The following is a 20,280-nucleotide window of genomic DNA, read 5'->3' as shown; positions in this document are numbered from 1 at the left end:
GGTTGAGGGGACTGACCGTGTTGTTCTTCGAGCTACATAGACCTGAAATATCGCGTTGAACTCAGGATTTGAAAGCCATGGAGATCTGCCCCCTTTCCCCCTCTCCCCTCTGGGGAGAGGGTTGGGGTGAGGGGTGGCTCTTCAGGCCAAGGGAGATTTAGGTTCAAGCAAAGAAACATTGCGCAGAGGGAGCAAGCCACTCGCCGCGGACTAAATCAACCCCGTCTCATCATCATCGATCAAATGACTCAACCCACCCAACGCTTCCCGGGCCTGGGTCCGGTCCATCAGTTTGGCCTGAGCAGCAGCCGGCAGGTCGGTGACACGAATCACTCCTTTGCTGGTCAGTACCTGGATCAAGTCGTCGAGTACCCGGATCATTTCCAGGTCGCTCTGCTTGAGCTGCTTGAGGCTGGTTTCCATCACTTCGTTGGCGTACCAGGCCTGGATTTCATGGTTGTCGGCCGGCAGTGTTTCCGTGGCCTCGGCGTAGGCCGCGGCTTCCACGCGCACCAATTGGCCTTGCGCATCGCGTTGCACGTAAAACATTGAGCATCCCTCAGAAATGGACCAGCGTCATGCTGTCAGCAGCATAGGCCAACTGCAGGCGAGTATGCGGTGCGGCGACGAAATCGTCACCGGTGAGATAGGCGCAAACGTGACGGCCGCCCCATAAGGGCGGCCGTTTTGCGTTGGATCAGCTGTTGTTGTGATCGACTTTGATGGTCGGGTCGCTGCCGGCAATCAACGAGTGAATGTTGGCGGTGGACCAGTTGTTGCCTTCCAGCTTGATCGTCACATCCGGCGTGGCCGCAGCGGTATCTGCCGAGTTGAACTTGCCGGCAGAGCTGACTTGCAACGACGACACGCCATCGACGGTGGTGATCTTCAGGAAGTTGTCGATGGTGCTGCCGGTTTCGCCCTGCAGCAGATCGCGCAGGTCGATACGGTCACCTTCGCTGGCCTTGAAGTCCTTGATCACGTCGCTGCCGGTGTCGCCCGCCTTCCACACAAAGGTGTCAGCGCCCGAGCCGCCAATCAGGATGTCGTTGCCCGAACCGCCGATCAGCGTGTCGTTGCCAGTACCACCGAGCAGGATGTCATTGCCCTTGCCGCCATCGAGTGTGTCGTTACCGCCCGAGCCGAAGAGGATGTCATTGCCTGCACCGCCCAGCAGCGTGTCGTTGCCATCGTGGGCACCGGACACGTCGAACGCGGTGTAGTGCTCAGTGATGAACTGATGCACGTTGCTGGTGGTGACTTTGCTGACGTCCACGCCGGTTTGCTGGGCGACGAACGCCTGCATGGCCTGGTAACCCTCGCCGGCGATGCCGTTGAAGCTCACCAGGTCGCCGAACAGGATGTCGTTGCCGTCGCCGCCGCTGACCGTGTCGGAACCTGGCAGCGTCGCTTCGGTGTGACCGATGATCGAGTTGGCCAGGTCTTTCGGATCGATGTTGGTTTGCGGCGTTTTGTCCGTGTCGTATGGCTTCAGGTCGTTGAGGCTCACACCGCTGTTGAGACCGATGGCCTCGACATTCGACAGGTTACCCAGCAGCGCGAAACTGCTGTTGGCGTTGTCGGTGGTGGTCGAACTGGTGCTGTTGCCGCTGCCCGCCAGGCTCGACAACTCGTAGGTGCCATCGCCCTGTGCGTGAACGGTGCCCAGGTTGCTGGAACTCCAGCCCCACCACGAATTGTAGGTTTGCAGCGTCGCGACGCCCGCACTGTTGATGTTCAGAATGTGCGTGCTGTCGATGGTCGTGGAGAACGTATCGCCCGGTTTGTAGTTGCTGGTTTTCACCACGTCATCGAGTTTCACGTTGCCGAACAGCGTCGGGTTGGTCTGCTCGCCATTCTGGTAGTAGGTCGGCTGGCCGTCGGTGATGAAGTAGGTCAGGTTCTTCGCCCCGGTGTTAGCCACCGCATCAGCGCTCTGGAACCAGTTGGCCGTGGTCTTGAACACGTCCTCATAGTTGGTGCCACCGCCGGACGACATCGAGTCCAGGACCGATTTGAGCAAGGTCAGCGCGTTCGGATCGTTCAGGTTGACCGACACCGACTTGTTGACCTGGGTATCGAAGTCCACCAGGAAGATGTTCACGGTGCCCGAGTTGCCACCCATGCTTTGCTTGAGGGTGTTGAACACCGACGTCAGCGAGTCTTTCGCGGCGCTGATCGATGACGCACTCATGCTGCCCGAACTGTCGACCATGAAGGCGATGTTGTAGTTGGTGCCCGGCACCACGGTCAGGCCGCCGATGTCGGCGACGATGATGTCGTTGCCGTCGGTACCGGTGACGGTGTCACTGGCCGAGGTGGCGGTGATCGCGTTGTAAGTCGCCGGGTAAACGGTGACCGGGATCTGCGCCGTGGTGATCGCCGAACCGCCCAGTGCCTCGGTGGAGGTCGAGGTCACGGTCAGGTTGAACTGGCCGTTGTAGTAGGTCGGCGGGGTGACGGTCAGGGTGCCAAGGTTCCAGCCGGTGACGTTGGCTTCGCCGGACGTCGCGGTGGCGGTGAAGGTGTGACCCGCGCCGTCAGTCAGGACCGAGCCTGCGGGGATCCCACTGATTTTCACGCTCAGGCTTTCGGAGCCGTCGGTGTCGGTCAGTGCCGTGTTGATCGCGGACAGGTGAACGCTGGTGCCTTCGAAGCCGGTATTGAGTTTGTAGCCGTCGTAGTAACCCTCACCGCCGGTACCGTGCAGGTCGGAGACGATCACGCCGGATGCGGCCAGATCGGCCACGCCGGTATAGAGCGGCACGCCGGCGCTGCTCAGGTCGATGGCGGCGCCGCCATTGACCGACAGGTTGACGTCATAGCTGCCCGGGCCACTTTGGTTGTGGTGGTAGATGTCCAGGGTGTAGTAGCCACTGGTGGTCGGGGTGAACGAACCACTCAGGCCGCCGCCCGAACCCCACAGGGCGGACGCGACGTTCTTGCCGCCGATGGTCACCAGCAAGCTGTCATCGCCCGAACCGCTGAAGGTGTAGGTCTTGCCGGCTTCGAGGTAAATCAGGCCGGAGGTTTTCGAGGCGGTGCCAGCCGCGACACCGCCGTCGGACTGTACGTTGGTCACGGTGCTGCTGGAGTTCGGTGTCCCCGCCGCGTCGATAACCGATTTGAGCGTACTGGTCGGTGCGCCACTGCCATCGGTGCCCAGGCCCGACAGACCGGTCCAGACTTCCTTGATCAACCCGGTGGATTTGACGCTGTTATCTGCAACCGTCAAGGACGGTGCATCGGCCACTGGCGTGATGTCGATTTTCACTGTGCCGGTGTTGCCCAGCAGTTGGCCGTCGGTTGGCTGGAACTTGATCTGCGCGTAGTCCGCCTGATTGTTGCCCAGCCCGGTGCCGCCGTAGCCATTGGTGCCGGATTCGTTGGCGTCCGGGGTGAAGCGCAGCTTGCCGGCGTCGATGTCAGCCTTGGTGAAGGTCTGGTTGTTGGTGACGTCGGTCCAGGTCGAGCCGTTCAGGTACTGCAACTTGCCTTCGCCCGGCAGGCCGGTGATTTTCACGCCCAGGCTCGCTGCCGGACTGTCGACATCGCTGACGCCGAAGGTCGACCAGCCGAGGATCAGCGGGGTGTCTTCGGTGCCGGTGACGTTAACCGGCGCAGCGGTCGGCGCATCGTTCACGGCCACCACGTTGACGGTGGTGGTCGCGACGTTGGAGTAGTTGCCGCCATCGGTCACGGTCACGGTGATGATCCGCGGCACGGTGCTTGGGTCTTCACTGCTGTTGGTGAAGCTGATGTTCTTGATCGCCTGCATGTAGTCGGCCAGCGTCGCGTTACCCGACAAGGTCAGCGTGACGGTGCCATTGGTACTGTTGGCATTAATGGTGATGCCGTTGACGCTGTTGCCCAGGTTCAGCGCATCGCCATCCTGACGGTTGGTCAGTACCACGGTGGCGCCGGTCAGCATGGTGCTGTCCGGGTCGGTGATTTTCAGGTCGGTGTCGGCAATCGACACGCCCGCACCCGGGGTATTTTCGGTGAAGGTCACGTTGTAATTGGCACCGGTGGCGCCGCTGGAATTGTTGGCATCCAGGTCGATGACCGGCGGCGCATCGTTGTCGATGATCGAGGTGCTGACGCTGCCATTGGTGGCGCTGACCGCGAGGTTCTCGAAGTTGCCGCCAGTGGCCGAGTCGATCTTGACCACGAAGTTTTCGGTGCCTTCGGTGATCTTGTCGTCAATGGTCGCGACGTTGAAGTTGGCGCTGCTGGCGCCGGCCGGGATTTTCACGGTGTACACACCGGTGAAGTCCGACCCGTCGGCGGCGGTGCCGCTGTAGACGATTTTCAGCGTCACGTCGGTTTGCGCCGGGTGCGTCAGGCTGACGGTGTAGCTGGCGGTCTGGCCTTCGGTCACTGAGGTGCTGCCGGTGATGCTGACTTCGGTCTTGTCGATGGTGTCAGTGACGTTGGTCACGGCTGGCGTGTTGTTGGTCGCCAGATTCTCGAAGCCGCCGCCGGTGGCGTTGGTGATCGTCGCCTGGACGGTGCCGGCGTCTTTGTATACGTCATCAGCCGGAGCTGGAACGGTGACGGTGCCGGTGGTTTTGCCGGCGTCGATGGTGATCACCGAGCCGTTGCTGAGCGTCACGGTCACTGGCGTGCCAGCGGCGTTGGTCAAGGTTGCGGTGTAGGTGATCTGGCCACCCTCGGCGACCGAGCCGGTTGCGCTCAACGACAGGTTGGTGGTGTCGACGGTATCAGTGACGGTGGTGCTCACCGGCGTCTTGTCGGCTACGAGGTTCTCGTAGTTACCGCCGCTCACGTTGGTGATCGAGTTAGTCAGCGGTGCATGACCGGTCAACGCGTCGTTTGGCGCGATGGTGGTGACGGTGCCGGTGGTTTTGCCAATGTCGATCGTGATGTTTTGGCCGTTGGCCAAGGTCACGGTGACCGCAGAGCCCGTCACTGGTTGACCGACCGTCGCGGTGTAAGTGACGGTGCCACCTTCAGCGGCGCTGCCGGTTGCAGTCAGTTTGACGGTCGACGTGTCGATGGTGTCGGTCACGTTGGTCACGGCAGGCGTGCTGCTGGTGGCCAGGTTTTCGAAGCTGCCACCGGTGGCTTTGGTGATTGTCGCTTGAACGGTGCCGGCATCCTTGTACACGTCATCGGCTGGCGCCGCGACGGTGACGGTGCCAGTAGTTTTACCCGCATCGATGGTGATCACTGAGCCGTTGCTCAGGGTCACGGTCACTGGCGTGCCAGCGGCGTTGGTCAGGGTCGCGGTGTAGGTGATCTGGCCACCCTCGGCGACCGAGCCGGTTGCGCTCAACGACAGGTTGGTGGTGTCGACGGTATCAGTGACGGTGGTGCTGACCGGCGTTTTATCGGCGACCAGGTTTTCGTAGTTACCACCACTCACGTTGGTGATCGAGTTGGTCAGCGGGGCGTGGCCAGTCAGCGCATCGTTTGGCGCGATAGTGGTCACGGTGCCGGTGGTTTTGCCGATGTCGATCGTGATGTTCTGGCCGTTGGCCAAGGTCACGGTGACCGGGCTGCCAGTCACTGGTTGGCCGACAGTCGCGGTGTAGGTGACGGTGCCACCTTCCGCTGCGGTGCCGGTCGCCGTCAGTTTGACGGTCGAGGTGTCGATTGTGTCGGTCACGTTGGTCACGGCCGGAACAGTGCTCGGCACCAGGCTCTCGAAGTTGCCACCGGTTGCAGTGGTGATCGTTGCCTGAACGGTACCCGCATCTTTGTAAACGTCATCAGCCGGAGCTGGAACGGTCACGGTGCCGGTGGTTTTGCCGGTGTCGATGGTGATCACCGAGCCGTTGCTCAGGGTTACGGTCACTGGCGTGCCAGCGGCGTTGGTCAGGGTCGCGGTGTAGGTGATCTGGCCACCTTCGGCCACGGAGTTGGTTGCACTCAGCGACAGGTTAGTGGTGTCGACAGTATCGGTGACAGTCGTCGAAACCGGCGTCTTGTCGGCAACCAAGTTCTCGTAGTTACCGCCAGTGACGTTGGTGATCGAGTTGGTCAGCGGTGCGTGACCGGTCAACACGTCGTTCGGCGCAACAGTCGTCACGGTGCCGGTGGTTTTACCGATGTCGATAGTGATCGTCTGGCCGTTAGCCAAGGATACGGTCACTGGAGAACCGGTCACTGGCTGCCCAACAGTCGCGGTGTAAGTGACGGTGCCACCTTCAGCGGCAGTGCCGGTCGCCGTCAGTTTGACGGTCGAAGTGTCGATGGTGTCAGTAACGTTGGTGACCGCTGGTGCCGTGCTTGGCACCAGGCTTTCGAAGCTACCGCCAGTCGCAGTTTTGATCGTCGCCTGAACGGTGCCGGCGTCTTTGTACACGTCATCAGCCGGGGCCGGAACGGTGACAGTACCAGTGTTTTTGCCCGCGTCGATGGTGATCACCGAGCCATTGCTCAGGGTGACGGTCACTGGCGAGCCAGCGGCATTGGTCAAGGTCGCGGTGTAAGTGATCTGACCGCCTTCGGCCACCGAGTTGGTAGCGCTCAAGGACAGGTTGGTGGTGTCGACGGTATCGGTGACAGTCGTCGAAACCGGCGTCTTGTCGGCAACCAGGTTTTCGTAGTTGCCGCCAGTGACGTTGGTGATCGAGTTAGTCAGCGGAGCGTGACCGGTCAGCACGTCGTTCGGCGCGATGGCGGTCACGGTGCCGGTGGTTTTACCGATGTCGATGGTGATCGTCTGACCGTTGGCCAAGGACACGGTGACCGGCGAGCCAGTCACTGGTTGGCCGACAGTGGCGGTGTAGGTGACAGTGCCACCTTCAGCCGCAGTACCGGTGGCGGTCAGTTTGACGGTCGAGGTGTCGATGGTGTCAGTAACGTTGGTGACTGCCGGGCTATCGCTAGACACCAGCTTCTCGAAACTGCCGCCGGTAGCGGTGCTGATCGTGGCGCTGACTTTGCCGGCGTCGAGGTAGACGTCGTCTTTCGGCGCATCAACCGTCACGGTACCGGTGGTTTTGCCTGCGTCGATAGTGATCACGGCGCCGTTGCTCAGCGTGACGGTCACTGGAGTGCCGGCAGCGTTGGTCAGTGTCGCGGTGTAAACGATCGAACCACCTTCAGCGACGGAGCCCGTAGCGCTCAGCGACAGGTTTGTGGTGTCGACAGTGTCGGTGACGGTAGTCGAAACCGGTGTTTTATCGGCGACCAGGTTCTCGTAATTGCCGCCGCTCACGTTGGTGATCGAGTTGGTCAACGGTGCGTGACCGGTGAGCACATCGTTCGGCGCGATCGTCGTTACGGTACCGGTGGTTTTACCGATTTCGATGGTGATGTTTTGGCCGTTGGCCAAAGTCACGGTCACTGGAGAGCCAGTCACTGGCTGGCCGACGGTGGCGGTGTAGGTGACGGTGCCACCTTCAGCCGCAGTACCGGTGGCTGTCAGTTTCACCGTCGAGGTATCGATGGTATCGGTAACGTTGGTTACAGCAGGCGTGCTGCTGGTAGCCAGATTCTCGAAGTTGCCGCCGGTGGCTTTGGTGATCGTTGCCTGAACAGTGCCGGCGTCTTTGTAGACGTCATCAGCCGGAGCGGGAACGGTCACGGTGCCAGTGGTCTTGCCCGCGTCGATGGTGATCACCGAGCCGTTGCTCAGCGTCACGGTCACCGGGGTGCCAGCAGCGTTGGTCAGGGTCGCGGTGTAAGTGATCTGGCCACCTTCGGCCACCGAGTTGGTTGCGCTCAGCGACAGGTTGGTGGTGTCGACGGTGTCGGTCACGGTGGTGCTGACCGGGGTTTTGTCAGCGACCAGGTTCTCGTAGTTGCCACCGCTCACGTTGGTGATCGAGTTGGTCAACGGCGCATGGCCATTGAGTACATCGTTCGGCGCGATGGTGGTGACGGTACCGGTGGTTTTACCGATTTCGATGGTGATGTTTTGGCCGTTGGCCAAGGTCACGGTCACTGGAGAGCCAGTCACTGGCTGGCCGACGGTGGCGGTGTAGGTGACGGTGCCACCTTCAGCGGCAGTGCCGGTGGCGGTCAGTTTGACGGTCGAGGTGTCGATGGTGTCGGTGACGTTGGTCACTGCCGGGACAGTACTCGGCACCAGGCTTTCGAAGTTGCCGCCGGTTGCGGTGCTGATGGTGGCGCTGACCTTGCCGGCGTCGAGGTAGACGTCGTCTTTCGGCGCATCAACCGTCACGGTGCCGGAGGTTTTGCCGGCGTCGATTGTGATCACGGCGCCGTTGCTCAGCGTCACGGTTACCGGAGTGCCAGCAGCGTTAGTCAGTGTCGCGGTGTAGACGATCGAACCGCCTTCAGCGACAGAACCGGTAGCGGAAAGGCTGAGATTCGTGGTGTCGACAGTATCGGTCACGGTGGTGCTGACCGGGGTTTTGTCAGCGACCAGGTTTTCGTAGTTGCCGCCGCTCACGTTGGTGATCGAGTTGGTCAACGGCGCATGGCCATTGAGTACATCGTTCGGCGCGATGGTGGTGACGGTACCGGTGGTTTTACCGATGTCGATGGTGATGTTTTGGCCATTGGCCAAGGTCACGGTCACTGGCGAGCCAGTTACTGGCTGCCCAACAGTCGCGGTGTAGGTGACGGTGCCACCTTCAGCGGCAGTGCCGGTCGCCGTCAGTTTGACGGTCGAGGTGTCGATGGTGTCGGTGACGTTGGTTACTGCCGGGACAGTACTCGGCACCAGGCTTTCGAAGTTGCCGCCGGTTGCATCTTTGACGGTAACTTCAACCTTGCCCGCATCTTTATAAACGTCATCAGCCGGGGCCGCGACGGTCACGGTGCCGGTGGTTTTGCCCGCGTCGATGGTGATCACGGCGCCGTTGCTCAACGTCACGGTCACAGGTGTGCCGGCCGCATTGGTCAGGGTCGCGGTGTAGGTGATCTGGCCACCTTCAGCTACGGTGTCGGTCGCCGTCAGCGACAGGGTGGTGTTATCCACCGTGTCAGTGACGGTGGTTTTAGCCGGGTCACCGTTGACGTCCAGTTTTTCGTAATTGCCGCCGGTCGCGTCCTTGATGGTGGTGCTCAGCGAGCCGCCGCCAGCCAGGGCATCGTTTGGCGCGACGAAATTGACCGTGCCGCTGCTTTTGCCGATGTCGATGGTAATGGTTTGGCCGTTGGACAGCGTCACGACAACCGGGGCGCCGGTCACTGGCGCGCTCACGGACGCGGTGTAGACGACGGTGCCGCCTTCAGCGACGGTCGACGTGGCGGTCAGCGATACGGTGCTGGTGTCGATGGTGTCGGTGACGCTGGTCACGGCAGCCGACGGGTCTTTGACCAGGTTTTCGAAGTTGCCGCCGGTGGCGTCCTTGATCGTTGCTTCAACCTTGCCGGCGTCTTTGTAGACGTCATCGGCCGGAGCCGCGACGGTCACATTGCCGCTGGTGGCGCCGGCGGCGATGAGGATGACGGCGCCGTTGCTTAAGGTCACGGTCACCGGAGTGCCGGCCGCATTGGTCAGGGTCGCGGTGTAGACAATCGAACCGCCTTCAGCCACGGAGTCAGTCGCGCTCAAGCTGAGGGTCGTGGTGTCCGGGGTATCGGTCACGGTGGTGCTGACCGGCGTCTTGTCGGCTACGAGGTTTTCGTAGTTGCCGCCGCTGACGTTAGTGATCGAGTTGGTCAGCGGCGCATGGCCATTGAGTGCGTCATTAGGTGCGACAGCATTGACGGTGCCGGCGGTTTTGCCGATGTCGATGGTGATCGATTGGCCGTTGGCCAAGGTCACGGTGACCGGGCTGCCAGTGACTGGCTGGCCGACAGTTGCGGTGTAAACCACGGTCCCGCCTTCAGCAGCGCTCTCGGTGGCAGTCAGTTTGACGGTCGAGGTGTCGATGGTGTCAGCGACATTGGTCACTGCCGGAACCGTGCTCGGTACCAAGTTCTCGAAATTGCCGCCAGTAGCGGTGGAAATGGTTGCTTCGACTTTGCCGGCGTCTTTGTAAACGTCATCGGCTGGCGCTGGAACAGTCACGGTGCCAGTGGTTTTACCGGCATCGATGGTGATCACGGCGCCATTCGACAGAGTCACGGTGACCGGCGAGCCAGCAGCGTTGGTCAGTGTCGCGGTGTAGATAATCGAACCGCCCTCAGCAACCGAATCGGTAGCGCTCAAGGACAGGTTGGTGGTGTCCGCAGTGTCAGTGACCGTGGTCGAAACCGGCGTCTTATCAGCCACCAGGTTCTCGTAGTTACCACCGCTCACTTCGGTGATCGAGTTGGTCAGTGGCGCATGACCAGTCAATGCATCGTTCGGCGCAACAGCGTTGACAGTGCCGCTGGTTTTGCCGATGTCGATGGTGATCGTCTGGCCGTTGGCCAGGGTCACAGTGACCGGGCTGCCAGTGACTGGCTGGCCGACAGTCGCGGTGTAAACCACGGTTCCGCCTTCAGCAACGCTCTCGGTTGCAGTCAGTTTGACGGTCGAGGTATCAATGGTGTCAGCGACGTTGGTCACCGCTGGAACCGTGCTCGGTACCAAGTTCTCGAAATTGCCGCCAGTAGCGGTGGAAATGGTTGCTTCGACTTTGCCGGCGTCTTTGTAAACGTCATCAGCCGGAGCTGGAACGGTCACGGTGCCAGTGGTTTTACCAGCATCGATGGTGATCACGGCGCCGTTCGACAGAGTCACGGTGACCGGCGAGCCAGCAGCGTTGGTCAGTGTCGCGGTGTAGATAATCGAACCGCCCTCAGCGACCGAATCGGTAGCGCTCAAGGTCAGGTTGGTGGTGTCAGCAGTGTCAGTGACAGTGGTCGAAACAGGTGTCGTGTCGGCAACCAGTTTCTCGTAGTTACCGCCGCTCACTTCGGTGATCGAGTTGGTCAGTGGCGCATGACCAGTCAGTGCATCGTTCGGCGCGACAGCGTTGACGGTGCCGCTGGTTTTGCCGATGTCGATGGTGATGGTCTGGCCGTTAGCCAAGGTCACGGTGACCGGCGAGCCAGTGACTGGCTGGCCGACTGTCGCGGTGTAAACGACGGTCCCGCCTTCAGCAGCGCTCTCGGTGGCAGTCAGTTTGACGGTTGAGGTGTCGATGGTGTCGGAGACGTTGGTCACCGCAGGAGCAGTGCTCGGTACCAAGTTCTCGAAATTGCCGCCAGTAGCGGTGGAAATGGTTGCTTCGACTTTGCCGGCGTCTTTGTAAACGTCATCAGCCGGAGCTGGAACGGTCACGGTGCCAGTGGTTTTACCAGCATCGATGGTGATCACGGCGCCGTTCGACAGAGTCACGGTGACCGGCGAGCCAGCAGCGTTGGTCAGTGTCGCGGTGTAGATAATCGAACCGCCCTCAGCGACCGAATCGGTAGCGCTCAAGGACAGGTTGGTGGTGTCCGGAGTGTCAGTGACGGTGGTGCTGACCGGGGTTTTGTCGGCAACCAGATTTTCGTAGTTACCGCCGCTGACATTGGTGATCGAGTTGGTCAGTGGCGCATGACCAGTCAGTGCATCGTTCGGCGCGACAGCGTTAACGGTGCCGCTGGTTTTGCCGATGTCGATGGTGATGGTCTGGCCGTTAGCCAAGGTCACGGTGACCGGCGAACCGGTTACTGGTTGGCCGACAGTCGCGGTGTAAACGACGGTCCCGCCTTCAGCAGTGCTCTCGGTGGCAGTCAGTTTGACGGTCGAGGTGTCGATGGTGTCAGCGACATTGGTCACTGCCGGAACCGTGCTCGGTACCAGGTTCTCGAAGTTGCCACCGGTAGCGGTAGAGATCGTCGCTTCGACTTTGCCGGCGTCTTTATAGACGTCATCAGCCGGAGCTGGAACGGTCACGGTGCCAGTGATTTTGCCCGCGTCGATAGTGATCACGGCGCCATTGCTCAGGGTCACGGTCACCGGAGTGCCGGCCGCATTGGTCAATGTCGCGGTGTAAACAATCGAACCACCTTCAGCTACCGAGTCAGTCGCGCTCAGGCTCAGGTTCGTGGTGTCTGGTGTGTCGGTAACCGAGGTCTCTGCTGGTTTGCCGTCAACGTCCAGTTTCTCGTAGTTGCCGCCCTTCGCATCATCAATCTTGACGCTCAGGGAACCGCCGCCCGCCAACGCATCGTTCGGAGCAACGAAATTCACGCTGCCGCTGCTCGCGCCGACCGGGATGGTGATGGTCTGGCCATTCGACAGGGTGACGACGACTGGCGCGCCGGTCACCGGTGCGGTGACGGACGCGGTGTAGACCACGGTGCCGCCTTCGGCAACGGTCGACGTCGCGGTCAGGTTGACCGTCGAGGTGTCGATGGTGTCGGTGACGTTGGTCACGGCCGCCGTCGAATTGGTCGCCAGGTTTTCAAAGTTGCCGCCGCTGGCGTCCTTGATGGTCGCTTCAACCTTGCCGGCGTCTTTGTAGACGTCATCGGCCGGGGCGGCGACGGTCACGGTGCCGCTGGTGGCGCCGGCGGCGATGGTGATGACGGCGCCATTGCTCAGGGTCACGGTTACCGGAGTGCCGGCAGCGTTGGTCAGGGTGGCGGTGTAGACGATCGAGCCGCCCTCGGCCACGGTATCGGTTGCGCTCAGGCTCAGGGTCGTGGTGTCAGGCGTGTCGCTGACAGCCGTGTCCGCAGGCTTGCCGTCCACTTCCAGTTTTTCGTAGTTGCCACCGGTGGCGCCGTCGATCTTGACGCTCAGGGACGTGCCGCCCGCCAGCGGACTGTTCGGCGCGATGAAGTTCACGCTGCCGCTGGTTTCGCCCACCGGGATGGTGATGGTCTGGCCGTTGGACAGGGTCACCACAACCGGTGCGCCGGTCACCGGAGCGGTGACGGACGCGGTGTAGACCACGGTTTCGCCTTCGGCGACGTTCGCGGTGGCGGTCAGCGATACGGTGCTGGTATCGATGGTGTCATTGACGGTGGTGACCGCCGGGGTGTCGCTGCTGACCAGGTTCTCGAAGTTGCCACCGGTCGCGCCCTTGATGGTCGCTTCAACGGTGCCGGCGTCTTTGTAGACGTCGTCCTTCGGTGCATCGACGGTTACGGTGCCGGTAGTTTTACCGGCGTCGATGGTGATCACGGCGCCGTTGCTCAGCGTCACGGTCACAGGTGTGCCGGCAGCATTGGTCAAGGTTGCGGTGTAGGTGATCTGGCCGCCTTCGTCCACTGCGCCGGTCGCGGTCAGCGACAGGTTGGTGGTGTCGGTTGTATCGGTAACGGTGGTGCTGACGGGTGCTTTGTCAGCGACCAGGTTTTCGTAGTTGCCGCCGCTGACGTTGGTGATCGAGTTGGTCAGTGGCGCGTGACCGGTCAGCGCGTCGTTCGGCGCGACTGCATTGACGGTGCCAGTGGTTTTGCCGATGTCGATAGTGATGGTCTGGCCGTTGGCCAACGACACGGTGACTGGGCTGCCGGTTACTGGCTGGCCGACAGTCGCGGTGTAAACCACAGTGCCACCTTCAGCGACGCTGTTGGTGGCGGTCAGGGTGACGGTCGAGGTGTCGATGGTGTCGGCGACATTGGTCACCGCTGGAGCGGTACTCGGCACCAGGTTCTCGAAGTTGCCACCGGTAGCGGTAGAAATCGTTGCTTCGACTTTGCCGGCGTCTTTGTAGACGTCATCGGCTGGCGCTGGAACGGTCACGGTGCCAGTGGTTTTACCGGCATCGATGGTGATCACCGCGCCATTGCTCAGGGTCACGGTAACTGGTGTGCCGGCCGCATTGGTCAGGGTCGCGGTGTAAACAATCGAACCGCCTTCAGCGACCGAGTCAGTTGCGCTCAGGCTGAGGGTGGTGGTGTCTGGCGTGTCGGTTACCGAGGTCTCCGCTGGTTTGCCGTCAACGTCCAGCTTCTCGTAGTTGCCGCCCTTCGCATCATCAATTTTGACGCTCAGGGAAGCACCGCCCGCCAAGGCGTCGTTCGGGGCTACAAAGTTGACGGAACCGCTGCTCGCGCCGACCGGAATGGTGATGGTCTGACCGTTGGACAGGGTTACGACGACAGGCGCGTCGGTCACTGGAGCGCTGACGGACGCGGTGTAAACCACCGTGCCGCCTTCAGCGACGGTAGATGTAGCAGTCAGCGAAACAGTGCTGGTGTCGATGGTGTCGGTGACGTTGGTCACGGCTGGCGCCGGGTCAGTGGCCAGGTTTTCGAAGTTGCCACCGGCGGCATCTTTGACGGTGACTTCAACTTTGCCAGCGTCTTTGTAGACGTCATCTTTCGGTGCATCGACGGTGACAGAGCCGCTGGTGGCGCCAGCTGCGATAGTGATGACGGCACCGTTGCTCAGGGTGACGGTCACTGGCGTGCCAGCGGCGTTGGTCAGGCTGGCGGTGTAAACGATCGAACCACCTTCAGCTACGGAGTCAGTCGCGCTCAGGCTGAGGGTCGTGGTGTCCGGGGTGTCGGTGACGGTGGTGCTGACCGGTGTTTTGTCAGCGACCAGGTTTTCGTAGTTGCCACCGCTCACGTCGGTGATCGAGGTGGTCAACGGCGCGTGGCCATTGAGTGCATCGTTCGGGGCAACAGCGTTGACCGTGCCAGTGGTTTTACCGATGTCGATGGTGATGGTCTGGCCGTTTGCCAGGGTCACGATGACTGGGGCGCCAGTCACAGGCGCGCCGACCGATGCGGTGTAAACCACCGTGCCGCCTTCAGCCACGCTGCTGGTGGCGGTCAGAGTCACGGTCGAGGTGTCGATGGTGTCGGTGACGGTGGTCACTGCTGGCGCCGGGTTCGTGGCCAGGTTTTCGAAGTTGCCACCAGCGGCATCTTTGACGGTGACTTCAACTTTGCCGGCGTCTTTGTAGACGTCATCGGCTGGCGCTGCGACGGTCACGGTGCCGGTGGTTTTGCCAGCGTCGATGGTGATCACGGCGCCGTTGCTCAGCGTGACAGTCACAGGAGTGCCCGCCGCATTGGTCAGGGTCGCGGTGTAAGTGATCTGGCCGCCTTCAGCCACGGAGTCAGTTGCGCTCAGGCTAAGGGTGGTGGTGTCTGGCGTGTCTGTAACCGAGGTTTCAGCTGGTTTGCCGTCAACGTCCAGTTTCTCGTAGTTGCCGCCCTTCGCATCATCAATCTTGACGCTCAGGGAACCACCGCCCGCCAAGGCGTCGTTCGGCGCCACGAAGTTGACGGAACCGCTGCTCGCGCCAACTGGAATGGTAATGGTCTGGCCATTGGACAGGGTGACGACCACTGGCGAGCCAGTGACCGGTGCAGAAACGGAAGCGGTGTAAACGACAGTTCCGCCTTCAGCCACTGTGCTGGTGGCCGTCAGGTTGACGGTCGACGTGTCGATGGTGTCCGTCACATCTGTGACGGCTGGCGCTGGATTGGTGACCAGATTTTCGAAGTTGCCGCCCGCTGCATCCTTGACGGTCACTTCGACTTTGCCGGCGTCTTTATAGACATCATCCGCCGGTGCGGCGACGGTCACGGAACCGCTGGTGGCGCCAGCGGCGATGGTGATCACCGCGCCGTTGCTCAGGGTCACGGTTACCGGGGTGCCGGCGGCGTTGGTCAAACTGGCGGTGTAAACGATCGAGCCGCCTTCAGCCACGGAGTCAGTCGCGCTCAGGCTGAGGGTCGTGGTGTCCGGGGTATCGGTGACAGTGGTGCTGACCGGTGTTTTATCGGCAACCAGGTTTTCGTAGTTGCCGCCGCTGATGTTGGTGATCGAGTTGGTCAGTGGTGCGTGACCGGTCAGCGCGTCGTTCGGGGCCACGGCATTGACGGCGCCGCTGCTTTTGCCGATGTCGATGGTGATGGTCTGGCCGTTGGCCAGGGTCACGATGACCGGGGCGCCGGTCACTGGAGCGCCGACGGATGCGGTGTAAACGACAGTTCCGCCTTCGGCCACCCTGCTGGTGGCGGTCAGGGTCACGGTAGAGGTGTCGATGGTGTCGGTGACGTTGGTCACCGCTGGAGCAGGATCAGTGGCCAGGTTTTCAAAGTTGCCACCGGTGGCATCTTTAACGGTGACTTCAACCTTGCCGGCGTCTTTGTAGACGTCATCGGCTGGGGCGGCGACGGTGACGTTGCCACTGGTGGCGCCGGCGGCGATGGTAATAACCGCGCCATTGCTCAGGGTCACGGTCACTGGGGTGCCAGCGGCGTTGGTCAGGGTAGCGGTGTAGACAATCGAACCACCTTCAGCCACGGAGTCAGTAGCGCTCAGGCTCAGCGTAGTGGTGTCGGCGGTATCAGTGACCGTGGTCGAAACCGGGGTCTTGTTAGCGACCAGGTTCTCGTAGTTGCCACCGCTCACGTCGGTGATCGAGTTGCTCAGCGGGGCGTGGCCATTGAGCACGTCATTCGGTGCCACGGCGTTGACGGTGCCGGAGCTTTTGCCGATGTCGATGGTGATGGTCTGGCCGTTGGCCAGGGTCACGATGACCGGGGCGCCGGTCACTGGAGCGCCGACGGATGCGGTGTAAACGACAGTTCCGCCTTCGGCCACGCTGCTGGTGGCGGTCAGGGTCACGGTAGAGGTGTCGATGGTGTCGGTGACGTTGGTCACCGCTGGAGCAGGATCAGTGGCCAGGTTTTCAAAGTTGCCACCGGTGGCATCTTTAACGGTGACTTCAACCTTGCCGGCGTCTTTGTAGACGTCATCGGCTGGGGCGGCGACGGTGACGTTGCCACTGGTGGCGCCGGCGGCGATGGTAATAACCGCGCCATTGCTCAGGGTCACGGTCACTGGGGTGCCAGCGGCGTTGGTCAGGGTAGCGGTGTAGACAATCGAACCACCTTCAGCCACGGAGTCAGTAGCGCTCAGGCTCAGCGTAGTGGTGTCGGCGGTATCAGTGACCGTGGTCGAAACCGGGGTCTTGTTAGCGACCAGGTTCTCGTAGTTGCCACCGCTCACGTCGGTGATCGAGTTGCTCAGCGGGGCGTGGCCATTGAGCACGTCATTCGGTGCCACGGCGTTGACGGTGCCGGAGCTTTTGCCGATGTCGATGGTGATGGTCTGGCCGTTGGCCAGGGTCACGATGACCGGGGCGCCGGTCACTGGAGCGCCGACGGACGCGGTGTAAACCACCGTGCCGCCTTCGGCAACGGTCGACGTCGCGGTCAAGGTCACCACCGACGTGTCGATGGTGTCGGTGACGTTGGTCACCGCTGGAGCCGGGTCAGTGGCCAGGTTTTCGAAGTTGCCACCGGTGGCATCTTTAACGGTGACTTCGACCTTGCCGGCGTCTTTATAGACGTCATCGGCCGGGGCGGCGACGGTGACGTTACCGCTGGTGGCGCCGGCGGCGATGGTAATCACCGCGCCGTTGCTCAGGGTCACGGTTACCGGCGTGCCAGCCGGATTGGTCAGGGTAGCGGTGTAGACAATTGAACCGCCTTCAGCCACGGAGTCAGTTGCGCTCAGGCTCAGGGTAGTGGTGTCGGCAGTATCAGTAACTTCGGTCGAAACCGGGGTCTTGTTGGCGACCAGGTTCTCGTAGTTGCCACCGCTCACGTCGGTGATCGAGTTGCTCAGCGGGGCGTGGCCATTGAGCACATCGTTCGGTGCCACGGCGTTGACGGTGCCGGAGCTTTTGCCGATGTCGATGGTGATGGTCTGGCCGTTGGCCAGGGTCACGATGACCGGGGCACCGGTCACTGGAGCGCCGACGGACGCGGTGTAAACCACCGTGCCGCCTTCGGCAACGGTCGACGTCGCGGTCAAAGTCACCACCGACGTGTCGATGGTGTCGGTGACGTTGGTCACCGCTGGAGCCGGGTCAGTGGCCAGGTTTTCGAAGTTGCCACCGGTGGCATCTTTAACGGTGACTTCAACCTTGCCGGCGTCTTTATAGACGTCATCGGCCGGAGCGGCGACGGTGACATTACCGCTGGTGGCGCCGGCGGCGATGGTGATTACCGCGCCGTTGCTCAGGGTCACGGTTACCGGCGTGCCAGCCGGGTTGGTCAGGGTGGCGGTGTAGACAATCGAACCGCCCTCGGCGACCGAATCGGTAGCCGACAGGCTCAGCGTGGTGGTGTCTTTCGAGTCGGTGATGGTGGTCAGCGCCGGCTCGGTGCTTGGGGTCAGCTGCTCGAAATTACCGCCAGTGGTGCCGGTGATCGTGGTGCTGACGGTGCTGCCATTGTTATAGACGTCGTTCGGCGGGGTATCGACGGTGACGCTGCCCGTGGTTTTGCCCGCTTCGATGGTAATGACCGAGCCATTGCTCAAGGTCACGGTCATCGGCGTGCCCGCCGGGTTGGTCAGGGTCGCGGTGTAGGTGATCTGGCCGCCTTCGACGACCGTGCCGGTAGCGGTGAGGCTCAGGCCGGTATTGTCGATCGAGTCGGTGATGGTCGTCACGGCCGGAGTCGGGTTCGCGGTCAACTGTTCAAAGTTGCCGCCGGTGGCGCCGGTAATCGTGGTGCTAACGGTGCTGCCGTTTTGATAAACGTCATTGGCCGGAGTGTCGACGTTCACCGACCCCGTGGTTTTACCGGCTTCGATGGTGATGGTCGAGCCGTTCGACAGCGTGACGGTTACCGGCGTCTGGGCCGGATTGGTCAGGGTTGCGGTGTAGGTGATCTGGCCACCTTCAGTGACGCTGCCAGTCGCGGTCAGGGTCAGCCCGGTGTTGTCGACCGAGTCGGTAATGTTCGTGACCGCCGGGGCCGGGTTCGGTGCCAGGTTCTCGAAATTGCCGCCGGTGGTGCCGGTGATCGTGGTGCTGACGGTGCTGCTATTGTTATAGACGTCGTTGGCAGGCGTCGGAACGTTCACGCTGCCCGTGGTCTTGCCGGCGTCAATGGTAATGGTCGAACCGTTCGACAGGGTGACGGTCACCGGCGTCTGCGCCGGGTTGGTCAGGGTCGCGGTGTAAGTGATCTGGCCGCCTTCAGTGACGGTGGAACCCGCCGTCAGAGTGACGGTGGTGGTGTCGACAGAATCGACGATGGTTGTCACGGCCGGAGTCGGGTTCGGAGTCAACTGTTCGAAGTTGCCGCCCGTTGCGCCAGTAATGGTCGTGGTGACCGTGCTGCCATTGTTATAGACGTCGTTGGCAGGCGTCGGAACGTTCACGCTGCCCGTGGTCTTGCCGGCGTCAATGGTGATTGTCGAACCATTGGACAGCGTGACGGTAACGGGCGTCTGCGCCGGGTTGGTCAGCGTGGCGGTGTAAGTGATCTGGCCGCCTTCAGTGACACTGCCGCCAGCCGTCAGAGTGACAGTGGTGGTGTCGATGGTGTCGGTGACCTGGGTCGTGGCCGGCACGGTCGGCGTGGTAACCACGATGCCGGCGCCGCCAGCGATGCCAGTGACGGTAACGTCGATCTGGGTCGGGTCGTTATAGACGGTGTCGTTCGGCGCCAATGGTACGTTGACGGTGCCGGTTGTTTGACCAGCCTGAATCACGATCACTGAGCCGTTGGACAGGGTAATGGTCAGGTCGCTGGTCGGTGCCTGGGTCAGGGTCGCGGTGTAAACCAGTACGCCACCGGCTTCGGTGATGGTCGGCGTGGCGCTCAGGCTCAGGGTCGACGCCTGCACAATGTTGGCGTTGTTGGTGGTCTGGCCGCCGATAGTGTTCTGTGTGGCGGCCCCTGCGGAGCCGATACCCGCGGTCGGGAAACCAATGGTCGGGTCTACCCGGCCAGCGGTCGCGTCCAGAAGCACGAAGCTGTGGCCGCCGCCGGCCGCGCCGCCAGTACCTGCAGCGGTCGGGCCGGCTGCGGTGGCTTCAAGATCGGTGGTCGGGTCGGCGCCGGCAGCGATGGCTTGCTGCAATTCTTCAACCGATGGCGCGGCTTGTGCAGTGGCTTCTGCCAGGTCAGTGCTGGAATCCGGGTCGGTGCCACTCCATTGAGTGTCGCGCCCCAGGTCCAGGGTCCGGCCATCGGCCAATTCGAGCGTGACGGCGCCAGCGGCACCGGTGTCTACCTGATCGCCGACAAACAGCCGGTCGCCTTCAACGAGTACGCGGCGGACGCCCTCTGGGGACACCGCGAAAACCTGACCAACAATGCTTTTGACGATGGCAACAACACTGCTCATTGAAGACTCTCCGGGGTGTCACGTTCAGTTGACTTCCATGGACCTGATGGCGAACTTGCCAAAGCAGTCTGGACGTACTTTTAAAAAATTAACGCATAAGCTTGACGCTACGATTCGTCAATAATTTGGCTATATTTTTTCGCTATTTAGTTTATGCCAAACTATTGACCTTATGGGTGCCATCCTAAACAATCGCCCCAGTAATGTCACATTGATATTTAAGCGGCGACCTGTCCTACAGCGTGTGATCCAGTTCCTGTTTTGAACTTTCCGACATACGGTCATTCCGGTTGCCATCATCCGACGCAGCGCCACTATTTGCTGTGATTCAAGACAAGAAGTTCTGGGAT

At 61.4% G+C, this 20,280-nt stretch carries 2 protein-coding genes; both read right to left on the bottom strand.

The features are described 5' to 3' along the window. Positions 1–210: 210 nt before the first annotated feature. Positions 211–549, bottom strand: coding sequence for a hypothetical protein (locus ACWIKB_RS28395; RefSeq protein ID WP_054050336.1), 339 nt, complete (start codon positions 547–549; stop codon positions 211–213). Positions 550–697: 148 nt separating this feature from the next. Beyond that, positions 698–19,930 (bottom strand): immunoglobulin-like domain-containing protein, encoded by a 19,233-nt coding sequence (locus ACWIKB_RS28390; protein ID WP_475270817.1) that lies wholly within the window; start codon positions 19,928–19,930, stop codon positions 698–700. Positions 19,931–20,280: the final 350 nt, after the last annotated feature.

This window comes from Pseudomonas sp. 5Vm1k (assembly GCF_056161485.1).
Note: the sequence above shows the minus strand (reverse complement) of the source record. Positions and strands in the feature narration are given on the sequence as shown.

What these genes read in the sequence shown, in the direction of transcription:
- ACWIKB_RS28395 (WP_054050336.1), bottom strand. Translation starts at nt 549, where the DNA reads ATGTTTTACGTGCAACGCGATGCGCAAGGCCAATTGGTGCGCGTGGAA.
- ACWIKB_RS28390 (WP_475270817.1), bottom strand. Translation starts at nt 19,930, where the DNA reads ATGAGCAGTGTTGTTGCCATCGTCAAAAGCATTGTTGGTCAGGTTTTC.